Source organism: Kocuria arenosa (assembly GCF_042879215.1).
GTDB lineage: Bacteria > Actinomycetota > Actinomycetes > Actinomycetales > Micrococcaceae > Kocuria > Kocuria arenosa.
The window spans coordinates 496789-511891 of record NZ_JBHZTA010000002.1; the positions used below are offsets into that span (position 1 = coordinate 496789).

The window sequence follows — 15103 nt, forward strand, 5'->3', positions numbered from 1 at the left end:
TCAGCGGCCGGTCGGGGCCGGGGCGGTGTACCGGGCCAGCAGCTCCCCGAGCTCGGCGGCGTCCCGGGCCACGGCGGCGAAGCCGGTCCCCAGCTCGCCCTCGTCGGCGAAGCCCCAGGCGACGCCCAGGCAGTCGATCCCGTGCGCGGCCGCGCCCTCGGCGTCGTAGCGGCGGTCCCCGATCATCACCGTGCGCGCGGGGTCCGGGGCGTCCACGCCGAGCCGGCGCAGGGCCTCGGCGATGATGGCGGGCTTGTCGTGGGCCAGGCCGTCGCGCGGGGCGGTCGCGGCGTCGTCGGCGGCCCCCGAGACGGTCTCGAACCACCGGCCGAGCCCGAGCTTCTCGACCGCGAGCTCGGCGGTGGGCTCGGGCTTCTGGGTGGCCACGGCCATCCGCACGCCGGCGCCGAGCAGGCGCGCCAGGAGCTCCTCCACCCCGGGGTAGACGCGGGTCTGCGCGAGCCCCTCGGTGCGGTAGCGGGCCCGGTAGGTGGCGACCACGCGCGGGATCTCCTCCTCCGGGACGTCGGTGAAGGTCCGCAGGGAGAAGCCCACGGGCGGGCCCACGAACCGTCGCAGGTCCTCGGGCACGGCGTGGCCGTGCTCGGCCAGGGCCCGGGCGATGCCCCCGGTGATGGCCCCTGCCGGGTCCAGGAGGGTGCCGTCGAGGTCCCAGAGCACCACGGGGGCGGTCATCGGGCGGCCCCCGCGGGGCCGGGGCGCTCGCCGAGCACCTCGGCGAGGAACCGGCCGGTGTGGCTGTCCGCGTTCCGGGCCACCTGCTCCGGGGTGCCCTCGGCCACGACCCGGCCGCCGCCGGAGCCGCCGTCCGGGCCGAGGTCCACGATCCAGTCGGCGGACTTGATGACGTCCAGGTTGTGCTCGATGGTCATCACGGTGTTGCCCTTGTCCACGAGCCCCTGCAGCACGAGCAGCAGCTTGCGGATGTCCTCGAAGTGCAGGCCGGTGGTGGGCTCGTCCAGCACGTAGATGGAGCGGCCGTTGGAGCGCTTCTGCAGCTCCGCGCCCAGCTTCACGCGCTGGGCCTCGCCGCCGGACAGGGTCGTGGCGGGCTGGCCCAGCCGGACGTAGCCGAGGCCGACGTCCACGAGGGTGTTGAGGTGGCGGGCGATCGGGCCGAACGCCTTGAAGAACTCGGCGGCCTCCTCGATCGGCATCGCCAGGACCTCGGCGATCGTCTTCCCCTTGTAGTGCACCTCGAGGGTCTCCCGGTTGTACCGGTCCCCCTTGCACACCTCGCACGGGACGTAGACGTCCGGCAGGAAGTTCATCTCGATCTTGATGGTGCCGTCACCGGAGCACGCCTCGCAGCGCCCGCCCTTGACGTTGAAGGAGAACCTGCCGGCCTGGTAGCCGCGCACCTTGGCCTCCGGGGTCTCGGCGAAGAGCTTGCGGATGTGGTCGAACACGCCCGTGTACGTCGCGGGGTTGGAGCGCGGGGTCCGGCCGATGGGGCTCTGGTCCACGTGCACCACCTTGTCGAGCTGGTCCACGCCGTCGATCCGCTTGTGCCGGCCGGGGACCTGCTTGGCCCCGTTGAGCTTGTTGGCCAGTGCCGTGTAGAGGATGTCGTTGACCAGCGTGGACTTCCCGGACCCGGACACCCCCGTCACGGCGGTCAGCACGCCCAGCGGGAAGGAGACGTCGATGCCGCGCAGGTTGTTCTCCCGCGCGCCGACGACCTTGAGCATCCGCCTGCGGTCGATCGCGCGCCGCTGCGCGGGCACCCGGATGACCCGGCGGCCGGAGAGGTAGTCCGCCGTGATGGACTCCTCGTTGGCCAGGAGCTCCTCGTAGGTCCCGGAGTGCACCACGCGCCCGCCGCGCTCGCCGGCGCCGGGGCCGACGTCCACGACCCAGTCGGCTTCGCGGATGGTGTCCTCGTCGTGCTCGACCACGATCAGGGTGTTGCCCATGTCCCGCAGCTTGGTCAGGGTGCCGATGAGCCGGCGATTGTCCCGCTGGTGCAGCCCGATCGAGGGCTCGTCCAGGACGTAGAGCACGCCCACGAGCCCGGCCCCGATCTGGGTGGCCAGGCGGATGCGCTGGGCCTCGCCGCCGGACAGCGTCGCGGCGGCGCGCTCGAGGTTGAGGTAGTCCAGGCCCACGTCCACGAGGAACGTCAGGCGCGCCTGGATCTCCTTGAGCACCTGCTCGCCGATCTTCGTCTCCCGGGTGCTGAGCTCCAGGTCCCGGAAGAACGCGTGGGCGTCCCGCATGGGCATCCGGGTGGTCTCGGCGATGTTCTTCCCGCCCACGGTCACGGCGAGCATGGTCGGGTTCAGCCGGGCGCCGTCGCAGGCCGGGCAGGCCACCTGGCGCATGTACTGCTCGTAGCGGTCCTTGGCGTTGTCCGACTCGGTCTCCGCGTGCTTGCGCTTGATGTAGCCGATCACGCCCTCGAAGCCCTGGGTGTAGCGGCGCTCCCGGCCGAACCGGTTCCGGTAGGCCACGGTGACCTGGTAGTCCTTGCCCTCGAGGATCGCCCTGCGGGCCTTGGCGGGCAGCTTGCCCCACGGGGTGACCAGGTCGAAGCCGAGCTCCTGGCCCAGCCCGGCGAGCAGGCGGTTCCAGTACTCGCTGGTGGCCTTGCCGAGCGACCACGGGGCGATCGCGCCCTCCACGAGGGACAGGTCGGGGTTGGGGACCACGAGCTCCTCGTCGACCTCGAGGCGCGAGCCGATGCCGTCGCACTCCGGGCAGGCGCCGAACGGGGCGTTGAAGGAGAAGGACCGGGGCTCGATCTCGTCGGCCTGCAGGGGGTGCTCGTTGGGGCAGGCGAGGTTCTCGGAGAACGGGCGGCGCAGCTCCAGCGGGTGGGCGATCTCCTCGTCCGTGCGGGGCACGAGCTCGACGACGACGCGCCCCTCGGCGAGGCCCAGCGCCGTCTCGACGGAGTCGGTCAGGCGCTGGCGGATGCCCTCCTTGACCACGAGCCGGTCCACGACCACCTCGATGGTGTGCTTGAACTGCTTCTTGAGCTTGGGCGGGTCCGAGAGCTGGACCGTCTCGCCGTCCACGGTGGCGCGGGAGAAGCCCTTCGCGGAGAGCTCCTGGAAGAGGTCCACGAACTCGCCCTTGCGCTCGCGCACCACGGGCGCGAGGACCTGGAAGCGGGTCGTCTCCGGCATCTCGAGGAGCTGGTCCACGATCTGCTGCGGGGTCTGCTTCCGGATCGCCTCGCCGCACTCGGGGCAGTGCGGGTGGCCGACGCGCGCCCACAGGAGGCGCATGTAGTCGTAGATCTCGGTGATCGTGCCCACGGTGGAGCGCGGGTTGCGGGAGGTGGACTTCTGGTCGATGGACACCGCCGGGGACAGGCCCTCGATGAAGTCGACGTCCGGCTTGTCCACCCGGCCCAGGAACATCCGGGCGTAGGAGGACAGGGACTCGACGTAGCGGCGCTGGCCCTCGGCGAAGATCGTGTCGAACGCCAGCGACGACTTCCCGGAGCCGGACAGCCCCGTGAACACGACCATGGCGTCCCGCGGCACGGTCAGCGAGACGTTGTCGAGGTTGTGCTCGCGCGCCCCCTGCACCACGATCTCGGTGAGGTCGGACCGGCGGCCGGTCCGGGCGCCGGTGGCGGTCACCGGCCCGTCGAGGGCTTCGGAGGGCTCGGTCGACGGGTTCATGACCAGGGTGGACGCGGGGATCGGATCAGACACGCCCTCCACTCTAGTACCGGGCTCGGACATCGAGGCCGGGTCCGTGGGCGGCTTCACACCCGGTCCACGGGGCCGGTGGAGGTGTCCTCGCGGACGAGCTCGCGGGCCGCTCTGCCGGCGGAGGAGCCCTCCGGTGCGGGGGTGGCGGCGTCCGCGTGCGGAGCGGCCTCCCCGGGGGCCGGGCCGGCCGCGGCCTGCTGCTGCCGGCGGACCTCGCGGGCGTCGACGGTGCGGGTGACGACCTTGAGCCGGCCCGTGGCGGGGTCCACCTCGACGATGTCCACGGTGCGGCGCAGCGGGACCTCCTTGATGAGGAGCACCGCGAGCAGGGTCACCAGGGACGCGACCGCGGCGACCAGGAACACGAGACCGGTGCCCGTGCCGTAGGCCTCGCGCACCACGCCCTCCACGGAGGCGGGCAGCGACTCCAGGTCCATCGTGGAGCTGTCCACGGCGGCGGGGTCCCCGCCCCGGGCCCGGGTGCTCTCGGCGAGCTGCCGGGCGAGGTGGGAGCTCATGAGGGCGCCGAACACGGCGACCGCCACGGCGCCGCCCATGGTGCGGAAGAACGCGACCGACGAGGACGCCGCGCCCATGTCCTTCAGGCCCACGGTGTTCTGCACCGCCAGGACCAGGTTCTGGTTCAGCGCGCCGATGCCGAGGCCCACGAGGAAGATGAAGACGCTCACGGCCCACAGCGCGGTGTCGTGCGTCAGCGTCGCGGCGAGGAACAGGCCCGTGGACATCAGCACGGCGGCGACCACCAGGATGATCTTCCACCGCCCGTAGCGGGTGATCAGCTGCCCGGCGACCGTGGCGCCCACGAGGGAGCCGAACACCTGCGGGAGCATGAGCATCCCGGCCATGGTGGGGCTGAAGCCCTGACCCAGCTGGAAGTACTGGCCCAGGTAGGTGGTCGAGGCGAACATGGCCCCGCCGGTGGCGATGGCCGCGAGGATGGCCAGCGCGGTGGTGCGCTCGGTGACCACCCGGATGGGCAGGACGGGCTCGGCGGCGCGCTGCTCCACGAGCACGAACAGCACGGTGCCCACGAGCGCGGTGGCGACGAGGGCCGCCGAGGTCGGCGAGACCCACTCGAACATCCCCGGCTGGCCGGCCAGGGACACCCACAGCAGCAGCGCGGAGGCCGAGACGATCAGCAGCGCGATGCCGAGCCAGTCGATGCTGACCTTCCGGGGCGCCTGCGGCGGGATGCGCAGGGTGCGGTGCACGAGCACGGCCGCCAGGACCGCCAGCGGAGCGGGGATGAGGAACACCCAGCGCCAGCCGAAGAGGTCCACGATCAGCCCGCCGAGCAGCGGGCCGGCAGAGGTGGCCACGGCCATGACCGCGCCCATGTAGCCGGCGTAGCGGCCGCGCTCCCGGGGCGGGATGATCGTGCCCATGATGGTCATGGCCAGGGCCATGATCCCGCCCATGGCCACGCCCTGGACCACGCGGGCCAGGATGAGGAACTCGATGGTCGGCGCCAGCCCGGCCATGGCCGAGCCGAGCACGAAGATCACGATGGACAGCTGCAGCAGCTTCTTCTTGTCGAAGAGGTCGGCGAGCTTGCCCCACACGGGCGTGGTCGCGGCGTTGGCGAGCAGGGTGCCGGTGACCGTCCAGGACAGCGACGTCTGGTCCCCGCCGAGGTCGGCCATGATCACGGGCAGGGCCGTGCCGATGATCGTGAGGGTGACCATCGCCATGAAGAACACCGAGAGGATCCCCGTGAGCGCCCGCATGACCTCCTGGTGGGAGGCGCCGGTCCCCCCGCCCGGTGCGGCGGTCGGTTGCTGTGACGTCATGGTGCGGTCTGCTCCTCGTGCTCTCGGTCTGCGTGGCCCTGGTCGGTGCGCTCCCGGCCGGTGTGCTCCCCGTCGGCGCCGCCCTCCCCGGCGGTCGCCCCGGCGCGGCCCGCTTCCTGCCGGCCCCGGCAGGACGTGGTGCGCTCCACGCCGAGGGAGCTCAGGAAGACGGTGGTGATCTCGTTGATGGCTCCTCGGCTGGTGCGGGCCTGGTCCTCGTCCCAGCCCTCGAGCCGCGCGGCGAGACGCTGGGCGTCCTGCTCCAGCGCGGTCCGGACCTGGTCCCGGCCCCGCTCCGTGATGGCCACGAGCGCGGCGCGCCCGTCGTCGGGGTCGGGGGTGCGCTCCACGTGGCCCTCCTCTTCGAGGACGGCCAGCTGGCGGCTCAGCCCGGAGGGCCCGAGCCCGGTCTCGGAGGCCATCACGGTGGCCCGGCGGGGCCCGTTGCTGTCGAGGTAGTAGAGCAGGGCGATCGCCGTGGGGTTGAGCCGGCGCGGGCCGGCGTCGGTCTTGGTCACGCGCTTCATGACGCGCTGCAGCTCCAGCAGGTCGCGCACCAGCTCCACGGCGGTGTCGTGGGAGACGGGCAACGGGGGCTCCTCCGGGGTCGGGAACGTGTCGGGCGGCAACGACGGAGGGGCACCCGGTCGGCACGCCCCGTACGTCGCGGGGACCGCGTCGACGACGACGCGGGCGTGGTGCCAGCGGATGCCCTGATAATTTGTTGCCTCACGCAACTTTATCGGCGTCGGCTGAAGATGCCAAGCCCGGAGCCCGTGCCGTCGGACACACCGTCCGGATCCTCCGAGCCGGGGACAGCGCCCGCGGTGAGCCCGGGGACGCCGATCGCCCACGGTCCGGGCCGCCGGTGTGCCCGCGATTGGCCAGTGCCCAGACACGGGAGTACCTTCGTCCTCATGATCGCAACGAAGACGGAGGTCACCGACCTCGCCGAGGTCACGATTCGCCGGATCTCCGTGAGCGAGATGGACAACAACGTCTATCTGCTCACCTCCAAGGACGAGGGCACGCAGGTCCTCATCGACGCGGCCGACGACGCCCGGGCCATCGCCGGCCTCGTGGGCGCCGGCAACGGCGACTGCTCGCAGACCTACGGCAATCTCCAGCTCATCGTCACCACGCACTCGCACTGGGACCACGTCCGCGCCCTCGAGGAGGTCAAGTCCCGCTCCGAGGCCATGACGGCGTGCGGTGCCGACGACGAGCCCGACATCGCCGTGTCCATGGACCTGACCTTCGAGGACGGCGACACCGCCGAGTTCGACGGCTTCGACCTCGAGGTCATCGGCCTGCGCGGGCACACCCCCGGCTCGATCGCCCTGGTCTACCGCGACCCGCAGGGACCGGCGCACATCTTCTCCGGCGACTCCCTCTTCCCCGGCGGCGTGGGCAAGACCAACAGCCCCGAGGACTTCCGGCAGCTGATCGACGACGTCACCGAGCGCGTCTTCGACCGCTTCGACGACGACACCGTGGTCCACCCCGGCCACGGCGGGCCCACCACGCTGGGGGCGGAGCGTCCGCACCTCGACGAGTGGCGGGCCCGCGGGTGGTGAGCACCGGCCCCACCACCGCGACCGAGACCACGGCCCCCGACCGCAGCGCCTACACCGCCGTCCTGCTCTTCCCCGTGCTCGTCCTCGCGGGCGGGCTCGTGGGGTTCCTGGCCCCCGGTGCCGTGAACGGGCTGTCGGGATGGATCAACCCCCTGCTGGGAGTGGTCATGTTCGGCATGGGCCTGACCCTGCGTCCCGTGGACTTCGCGCTCGTGGCGAAGCGGCCGCTGCCGGTGCTGCTCGGTGTCGCGGCGCAGTACGTGGTCATGCCCCTCGTGGCGCTGCTCGTGGTGTTCGTGCTGCAGCTGCCGCCGGAGCTCGCCGCGGGCGTGATCCTGGTGGGCTGCGCACCCGGCGGCACGGCTTCGAACGTGGTCGCCTACCTCGCCCGCGGTGACGTGGCCCTGTCGGTCGCGATGACCTCGATCTCCACGCTACTGGCGCCGCTGCTCACTCCCCTCCTGACCCTGTGGCTGGCCGGGCAGTACCTGCCGGTGGACGGCGGGGCCATGGCGTGGTCGATCACCAAGATCGTGCTCCTGCCCGTCGTCGCGGGCCTGGCCGTGCGCCTGCTGGTGCCCCGCCTGGTCGAGCGCGCCCTGCCCGTCCTGCCGTGGGTGTCGGTCGCGGCGATCGCCCTGATCGTGGCCATCGTCGTCTCGGGCAGCGCCGACAGGATCGTCGAGGCGGGCCTGCTCGTGCTCGCGGCCGTGGCCCTGCACAACGTCCTCGGCCTGGCCCTGGGCCATCTGGTGGGCGCGGTGACGCGGCAGCCGATCGCCGTGCGCCGCACCACCGCCGTGGAGGTGGGCATGCAGAACTCCGGGCTGGCCGCCGGTCTGGCCGCCCAGTACATGAACCCCCTGGCGGCCCTGCCGGCCGCGGTCTTCTCGGTCTGGCACAACCTCTCGGGCGCCCTGTTCGCCGTGCTCTGCCGCCGCGCCGACGCCCGGGCCGCACGCCGGCTCCCAGGAGCCTGAGAATCCCCGGGACCCGCTGTGCGCGGGATCGGGCCTCGGCTACCGTGAGCCCCATGATCTTCGCCGCGCCCCGCGCCCCGACCACGAGCGCGGAGCGCACGGGTGCGGCGACGCACGAGGCCCTCGAGGCCGTCCGGCGCGCCCCCTCGATCCTCGACGGCATCCGCCGCACGGAGCATGTGGTCCTGGCGGCCCGGCAGGATCCCACCGGGGCCCTCCCCGTGCTGGCGGAGGAGATCCGCCGGCGCGACGACCAGCTCGCGGCGATCGCCGCCGTCCACGCCCTCGCCTCCGTGCCGGGGCCCCGGGCGGACACGCTCCTCACCGCGCTCCTCGGCGCCGACGAGCCGTGGCTGCGGGAGCACACCGCGCGGGCCCTCGCCGACCGCGCCCCCCTCCCCCGCGCCGCAGCCCCCCTCGCCGACCTCGTCGCCGGCGGCGGCTTCACCGGCATGCTGGCCCAGCGCACCCTGCAGGCCTGGGCCCCGGCGGCGCCGGACGAGGTCGGCGCCGCCCTGGAGCACGCCCTCGCGGGAGCTGTCGCCCCCGGCCCCCGCACGCGGATCGCCGAGACCCTCGGCCTCGTCCCCGGGAGCGGGCCCGCCGCGCACCTCCGCGCCCTGGCCGGCCGGTCCGACGAGCACCAGGACGTCCGTGGAGCCGCCCACGAGGCCCTCGTGGACCGGTGGCAGGCCGGCTCCGGGACCGTGGCCGGCCTGGGCGACCTCGCCCGGGCGTGCGCCCGCGCGACCGGGCCGCTGGCCGCCGCGGCCCGGCTCGCCCTGGCAGAGCTTCACGACACCGCGGATCCCGCCCCGGCGACCGGCCGGGACGGTATCACCGTCCTGCAGCCGTTCCTGCACGCGGAGATCGACCGGGACCTCACCTTCTCCGGGCGGGGGGACAACGGCGGGATCGCCACGCTGCTCGCCCAGCTGGGTGCCGCCCTGGTCGCCCGGCACGCCTCCGGCGGCGTCGCGCGGGTGCTCACGGTGTCCCGCGGCACGCACGACGAGGCACGGCAGGCGCTGCCGCGCCCGACGGGGCCGGGGCACGCCTTCGGCGTCGTCCCCTTCGCCGGTCCCCCGGTGCACATGGCGGACGCCTGGCCCCGGCGGGTGGCCGCGGAGCGGGGACTGCGGCGCGTGCTGCGCAGGTCCGGCCCCGTGGACGTCCTGCACCTGCGGATGGCGGACGTCGGCTCGATGGCCGCCGGGGCGGTGGCCGCGGAGCTCGGCATCCCGTGGGTGCTCACGATGGCCCCCGACCCGCACGCGCTCGTCGCCGCCCGGGAGGCCGCCGGCACCCTGGACCGCGCCGGCTTCGGCGCCGCCGACTCCGTGGAGCACCTGTGGTTCCGCGTGCGCCTGCTCGCCGACCTCGCGGCGGGGGCCGAGTACGTGGTGCTGTTCCCCCGGCCGGACCTGGCCCGGGACGCCCGCGCGCTGCTCGATGTCGACCCGGACGAACCCGGGCGGTGCACGGTCGTGCCGGAGGGCATCGATCTGGGCGCCGTGGACCGTGCCGCCGAGCAGGTGCGGGCCGGCGCCGGCCCGCAGCTCGACGAGCTCGACACCGTCCTGGCGGCCCTGCCCGCCGCGCGGCGCGGGCTGCCGCTCGTGGTCACGGTGGGCCGCCTGCACCGGGTGAAGGGCACGGCCGCGCTCGTCGAGGCGTGGGCCGGGAACGCCGCGCTGCGCGCCCGCTGCAACCTCCTCGTCGTGGGCGGGGACCTCGCGTCCCCCTCCGCCGAGGAGCGCGAGCAGCTCACCCGCATCGACGCGGCACTCCCCCGGGACGAGGCCGCGTCCGCCGGCCTGCTGCTCGCCGGCCACCGGCCCCACGCCACGGTGGTCGCCTGGCTCGCCGCCGTGCGGCCGGGCCGGCCGGGCCTGGCCTCCCCCGCGGGCGCCTACGTCTGTGCGAGCCTCAAGGAGGAGTTCGGGGTGGCGCTCGTCGAGGCCCTGGCCAGCGGTCTGCCGGTCGTGGCGCCCGACGCCGGTGGGCCGGCCACCTTCGTGGAGGACGGCGTCACCGGCGTCCTCGTCGACACCCGTGACCCCGCCGCGCTGTCCCGGGCCGTGGCCCGCGCCCTCGACCTGGCGGCACGCCCCGACGCGCAGGGCGGCGCCGAGTCGGCCCGCGCCATGGTCCGCGAACGCTTCAGCATCGAGGTCATGGCGAGCACCCTCACCTCCGTCTACGACCACCCCGTGGCGCACGCGGCCGACAGGAGCCCCACCCCGTGACCCTGCTCGTGATCAGCCCCGACTACGCGTCCCACCTGTTCCCCCTCGCGACCCTGGCCACCGCGTGGCGGGACGCCGGGGAGCGGGTGGTCGTGGCCACCGGCCCCGCGACGGCGGCCATCGCCCGGGACGTCGGCTTCGAGGTCGAGATCCTGCCGCTGGGCCGCGGCTCCAACCCCGGGGTCATCCGGGCGGAGGAGCAGCCGCCCGGGGAGGACGACGCGCTGCGCGGCTTCTTCGCCGCCACCCGCCGCGGCCCCGCCGAGACCCTGGCCTTCCAGGCGCGGGCCCGGCGCGACGACCTGCTCTGGGACCCACTGGGCACGGCCCGGCGCGTCCAGGGCGTGGTGGACCGCGTCCGGCCGGACCAGGTGGTCGTGGACCACCTGGCCTTCGCGGCGCGCCTGGCGCTGACGAGCGCCGGGATCCGGCACGCCGACGTGGTGCTGGGCCACCCCTCGGCGCTGACGGTGGCCGACGAGGTCTACGGGCACCCGCCCGCGTGGCCCGGCCGGCTGCGCCCGTCCCCGGCCGAGCTCGAGGCGCTGCACCGGCTGTGCTCGTCCGTGCGGGACGAGTTCACCGAGCAGTGGAACGACGCCCTGCAACAGATCGCCCCGGGGTCCCCGGAGAGCGCCGACGCCTTCGCGGAGACCGGCGACGACCTCCTGCTCAACTATCCGGGCGAGCTCCACGACGAGCACCGGACCCGGGCGCTGCCCGAGCACACGTTCCTCGGCTCCGCCGTCCGGGAGGAGGCCGAGGACCCCGAAGTGGCCGCGTGGCTGGCCGGCTCGGACCGCCCGATCGTGTACATTAGCCTGGGCAGCTTCCTGTCCTTGCGCGGGGACGTGCTCTCCCGGGTCGCCGAGGCCCTCCGCGGCCTGGACGTGCGGGTCGCCCTCGCGGCCGGGTCGACCCGGCCGTCCGACCTCGGACGGGTCCCGGGCTCCTGGCTCGTGCGGGGCACCCTGCCGCAGGTCACCCTGCTGCGCCGGGCGGCCGTCGCGGTCTCCCACGGCGGGAACAACAGCGTGACCGAGGCGCTCACCGCCGGGGTGCCCCTGCTCCTGCTGCCGATGTCCACGGACCAGTTCGCCGGAGCGGCGGCCCTCGAGGCGGCAGGGCTCGGGACGGTGCTCGATCCCCACGCCCTGTCGACCGCCGAGGTGCGGGACGCCGTGGCCGCGCTGCTCGACGAGGACCACGAACGGCGCGGGGCCCTCGAGGACCTCCGGCACGACCTGACCCGCCGGCCCGGGCCGGGCCGGGCGTTCGCGGCCCTTGTCGGATGAGCCCCCGGCCCTGCCGCTGACGGTCCTGCCGCCGTCCCGGCGGCTCGCCGAGGCGGCGGCCGGGCAGGCGCCGGCGTTCGGCCGCACGCTCCGGCTCGCCCTCGCCATGCGCGGCGGCGTGAGCCTCGCCGTGTGGATCGGCGGCGCGGTGGCGGAGCTGGACCTCCTGCGCCGGATCCGGCTTTACCGGGACGGCGGCGGGGCGCTGCACGCCTATCTCCTGCACCCCTCGACGACCGCTGACCCCCGGCTCGAGGAGCGCGCGGCGGTGTACGCGCGGCTGCTCGCGGACGCCGGCTACGACCGCGTGGAGCTCGACCTCCTGGCCGGGGCCAGCGCCGGCGGGCTCAACGGCGTGGTGCACGCGGTCGCCCAGCGCGCGGGCTCCGACCTGGACGCCCTCGGCCGGATCTGGGCGGAGCACGGCGCCCTCGGCCGGCTGCTGCGCCCGCTCGGCCGGCACCCCGTGGACTCCCTGCTGCGCGGCGACGACTACCTGTGGCCGCAGCTGCTCCAGGCGCTCCAGGCGCTCCGGGGCAGTGCGGAGCACCACCCGGACCTGGAGGCGGAGCACGTCTCGGTCGAGCTCTCCGCCACGGTCCTGGACAGCGACCCCTCCCCCTACAGCGCGTCGGCGGAGGGGCGGGGCGACTTCCACTTCTCCTCCCCGGAGCCCGGCTCCCCCGCCCCGTCCCCGGACAACGGCATCCCGGGGCGGGACAGCGGCCCCGCGGAGGCCGCGGCCGCGCTGTCCCGGCTGGCCTACGCCGCCCGGGCGACGGCCTCCTTCCCCGGGGCCTTCGAGCCGGCCTCGGTGTGGGCCGCCCCGACCCCGGGACCGCTGGGCGCTCCGGGCCCGGCGGCCGGGCGTCCGGATCTGAGCCACGCGTTCGGCGCGCACCGCGACCCCGCCGAGCTGCCCTACCACGTGGTCGACGGCGGCGTCTTCGACAACATCCCCATCGACCGGGCCCTCGAGGTCGCTCGCACCAGGACGTCCCTGCGGCACGCCGACCGGGGCCTGCTGTACCTCGACCCGGACCCGCCCCACCGCGAGCGCCAGGTGCCCTTCGAGCGCGACCTCCCTCGCCTCGTGGGCACGCTCGCCGCCACGGCGGCCCGGCTGCCCCGGCGGGAGTCGGACGACGACGAGGTGCTGGCCCTGTCCGACTACCTGGACGCCCAGCTCGTGGCCCGCGGTCGCCTGCACCCCCTCGCGGCCCTGATCGGGTGCTGGGACGAGGCGTCGCTCGTGGAGCGCCGCCGGGCCTATCTGCGCTACCGGGCCCGGACCGATGCCGACCTGCTGTCCCGCCTCCTGACCCGCCCCGCGGAGTGGCAGCTCACCTCGACCCTGGCCCGGCGCGACGCCCTGCGGTCCCGGCCGCCCCGTGCGCTCGAGCCGTTGCGGACGGAGCTGCTCCGGCGCTACGACGCACTCTCCCAGGGCCCGCTCGACGACCCCTCCGCCGCGGCGATGCTGCGGGGAGCGCAGGCGCTGTTCGACGCGGCGTCCTGCGCGCTGTCCTGGGTGCGCGTCCTGGAGGAGCTGGGCCTGGACGGGCTGACCGGTTCCGCCGGGGGCTTCGACACGGCCCTCGCCCGAGAGCGCGCCTACCGGGTGCTGGCGGTCGCCCGCCACGAGCGCGACCGGCGGTTCCACGCCGTGCTGGCCGCCGGCGCCGACCCGGCGGCGGAGCTCACGGGAGTCGTCGACCCCTGGCTGGGCGCGGCCGGCGCGGAGCACCGGCCGACGGCCGCCTCCTGGGCCGAGCTCGACGCGGTGGTGGACGGGCTGCGGAGCCTGCACGCCGCAGTGGACGGGCACCTGGACCCCGACGTCCCCGGTGGGTCGGCGCGGCGGGCGGCCTGGGAGGCGTCCCCCTGGTCGAGGATCCCCGCCGGGGACACGGCGCCGGCCGCCGTGGACCTGCCTCCGCTCCTGGCCGCCGCCGGGATCCCCGCCGCGGTGTCCCGGGTGTCCTACGGCGAGATCCGCGGGGACCAGGCCCCCGCGGCCGCGGGCACGTTCCCCGCCCTCCGGACGTCGCTCACCCGTCACCGTCTCCAGGAGGCCCTCGACGCGCCGGGGGCGGGGGCCGCGGAGCTCGCGCGGCTGCTCACGGACGGCGAGGGGCAGGTGCCGGCGAGCGCCAAGCTGGCCGGGGCCGGTCTGCTGAACTTCCGGGGGTTCCTGGCCGGGGACTGGCGGGCCAACGACTGGTGGTGGGGGCGCCTCGACGCGGCGGCCGGCGTCGCCGGGTTCCTGCGCGAGCTCCCGGCACCGCCCCCGGCGCCCTCGCCCGGCGCGGCCGGAGCTCCCTCCACCGGGAGCACCACGACGGTCGACCCCGTCGTCGCCGGCCTCCAGGAGGCCCTGCTGCGGGACGTCGGACACGGCTCGGCCGAGCGCGGGCGGACGGCGGTCGGCGCGAGCGCCGACGGGCTGGACCGGCTGGCCCCGGGCCACCGCCTCTCGCTGGCCTCGCGCGGGGTGCGCGTGCTGGGGCGTGCGCTGGCGGGCACCCCGGACCTGCCCCGCCCCGTCTGGGAGGTCGTGCTGCTGGTGCTCCAGCCCGTGCTCGTGCTCGTGCCCGCGGTGGTGACCCCCGTGCGCGCCGCCCTGGTCGCCGTCGCGCTGGCGGCGGGACTGTGGTCGGCCGCGGGCCCGGTCGCCGGGGACGGCAGCGCCTGGGCGTGGCCCGGCGCCGCGCTGCTCACGGCCGGTTCCGCGGCGCTGGTGCTGTCCCTCCTGCGCACGGGGCGGCGCGCGCCGCGGCGGTGGGCGGCCGTCCGGGACGCCGCCGGGGTCCGGCCGCCCCCGCGCACGGGGTCCCCGGCCGCACGGCGCACCGTTGCGCCGGTCACGGCCGGCGAGGTCGCCGCCGCCCGCCGCGGCGCGCTGCGGCGCGCCGCCCTCGTGGGCGCGGCCGCGCTGTCCCTGCTGCTCCCGCTCTGGACCGCCGTGCCGTCCGGGCGCGCCGCCGCGGCCCTGCTGCTGGTGCTCGCCGCGCTCGCCCTGGAGCGCCTCGCCGCGGTCGTGGCGGTGCGGGTGCCGGGCCGCGAGGGCCTGGACGAGGTGGGGCGTGCGGCTCTCGTGGTGCTCGTGGCGGTGGCGGTCTGGGCCGGTGCCGTCCTGGCCGGGCTCCCGGACCGCGTGCCGGACGGCGCCGGGCCGCGGGCCGCCGCACTGGCCCTGGCGCTGCTCGTGGTCGGGGCCCTGCTCCTGGCGGGATGGGTGCGATCCGTCCGGGCCCTGGTCGTCGTCGTGGCCGCGGCGGCCCTCGGGGGCGCCGCGGCCTGGTTCCTGTGGTCCTGGACGGACGGCCCCGGGTCCTCCTGGGCGGACCCCCTGGCCGTGGCCGGGGCGGGGTACGCGTGGGCGGCCGTCCTGTGGTGGGCGCCCTCGGAGCGCATGCTGCGGCGGTACGGACCCGGCGAGGAGCTGCTGCCCCGCCGCTGAGCCGGTGGGCCGTGCGCCGGACGTGGCGTGCGTCGGCGG

9 protein-coding genes are annotated in these 15103 nt (G+C 75.5%); 5 read left to right on the forward strand and 4 right to left on the reverse strand.

Annotated elements, in window-relative coordinates:
• The 4 genes from ACFYE3_RS05805 to ACFYE3_RS05820 all read right to left on the reverse strand — a co-directional run bounded on the left by ACFYE3_RS05805 (position 1) and on the right by ACFYE3_RS05820 (position 6090).
• Complete coding sequence (locus ACFYE3_RS05805; protein WP_387606922.1) at positions 1-696, reverse strand: HAD hydrolase-like protein; 696 nt, start codon at positions 694-696, stop codon at positions 1-3.
• A complete protein-coding gene (gene uvrA, locus ACFYE3_RS05810; RefSeq protein WP_387607001.1) occupies positions 693-3656 on the reverse strand; it encodes an excinuclease ABC subunit UvrA in 2964 nt (987 codons plus the stop codon). The genes ACFYE3_RS05805 and uvrA overlap by 4 nt, the downstream gene beginning before the upstream one ends.
• A gap of 86 nt (positions 3657-3742) precedes the next feature.
• Positions 3743-5500, reverse strand: a complete 1758-nt coding sequence (locus ACFYE3_RS05815; protein ID WP_387606924.1) for an MDR family MFS transporter — start codon at positions 5498-5500, stop codon at positions 3743-3745.
• Positions 5497-6090, reverse strand: a complete 594-nt coding sequence (locus tag ACFYE3_RS05820) for a MarR family winged helix-turn-helix transcriptional regulator (RefSeq protein WP_387606925.1) — start codon at positions 6088-6090, stop codon at positions 5497-5499. The genes ACFYE3_RS05815 and ACFYE3_RS05820 overlap by 4 nt, the downstream gene beginning before the upstream one ends.
• 327 nt (positions 6091-6417) lie before the next feature.
• Between ACFYE3_RS05820 and ACFYE3_RS05825 the strand changes: the two genes are divergently transcribed.
• From ACFYE3_RS05825 to ACFYE3_RS05845, 5 genes are read left to right on the forward strand one after another with little or no spacing between them, the layout of a single operon-like run.
• Positions 6418-7077, forward strand: coding sequence for an MBL fold metallo-hydrolase (locus ACFYE3_RS05825; RefSeq protein WP_387606927.1), 660 nt, complete (start codon positions 6418-6420; stop codon positions 7075-7077).
• A complete protein-coding gene (locus tag ACFYE3_RS05830; RefSeq protein WP_387607002.1) occupies positions 7071-8057 on the forward strand; it encodes a bile acid:sodium symporter family protein in 987 nt (328 codons plus the stop codon). The genes ACFYE3_RS05825 and ACFYE3_RS05830 overlap by 7 nt, the downstream gene beginning before the upstream one ends.
• 53 nt (positions 8058-8110) lie before the next feature.
• On the forward strand, positions 8111-10306 hold the full coding sequence (locus ACFYE3_RS05835) for a glycosyltransferase (RefSeq protein WP_387606929.1): 2196 nt from the start codon (positions 8111-8113) through the stop codon (positions 10304-10306).
• A complete protein-coding gene (locus ACFYE3_RS05840) occupies positions 10303-11601 on the forward strand; it encodes a glycosyltransferase (RefSeq protein WP_387606931.1) in 1299 nt (432 codons plus the stop codon). Before ACFYE3_RS05835 ends, ACFYE3_RS05840 begins: the two co-directional genes overlap by 4 nt.
• Positions 11591-15064 (forward strand): DUF3376 domain-containing protein, encoded by a 3474-nt coding sequence (locus ACFYE3_RS05845; protein WP_387606933.1) that lies wholly within the window; start codon positions 11591-11593, stop codon positions 15062-15064. The genes ACFYE3_RS05840 and ACFYE3_RS05845 overlap by 11 nt, the downstream gene beginning before the upstream one ends.
• Positions 15065-15103 lie beyond the last annotated feature (39 nt).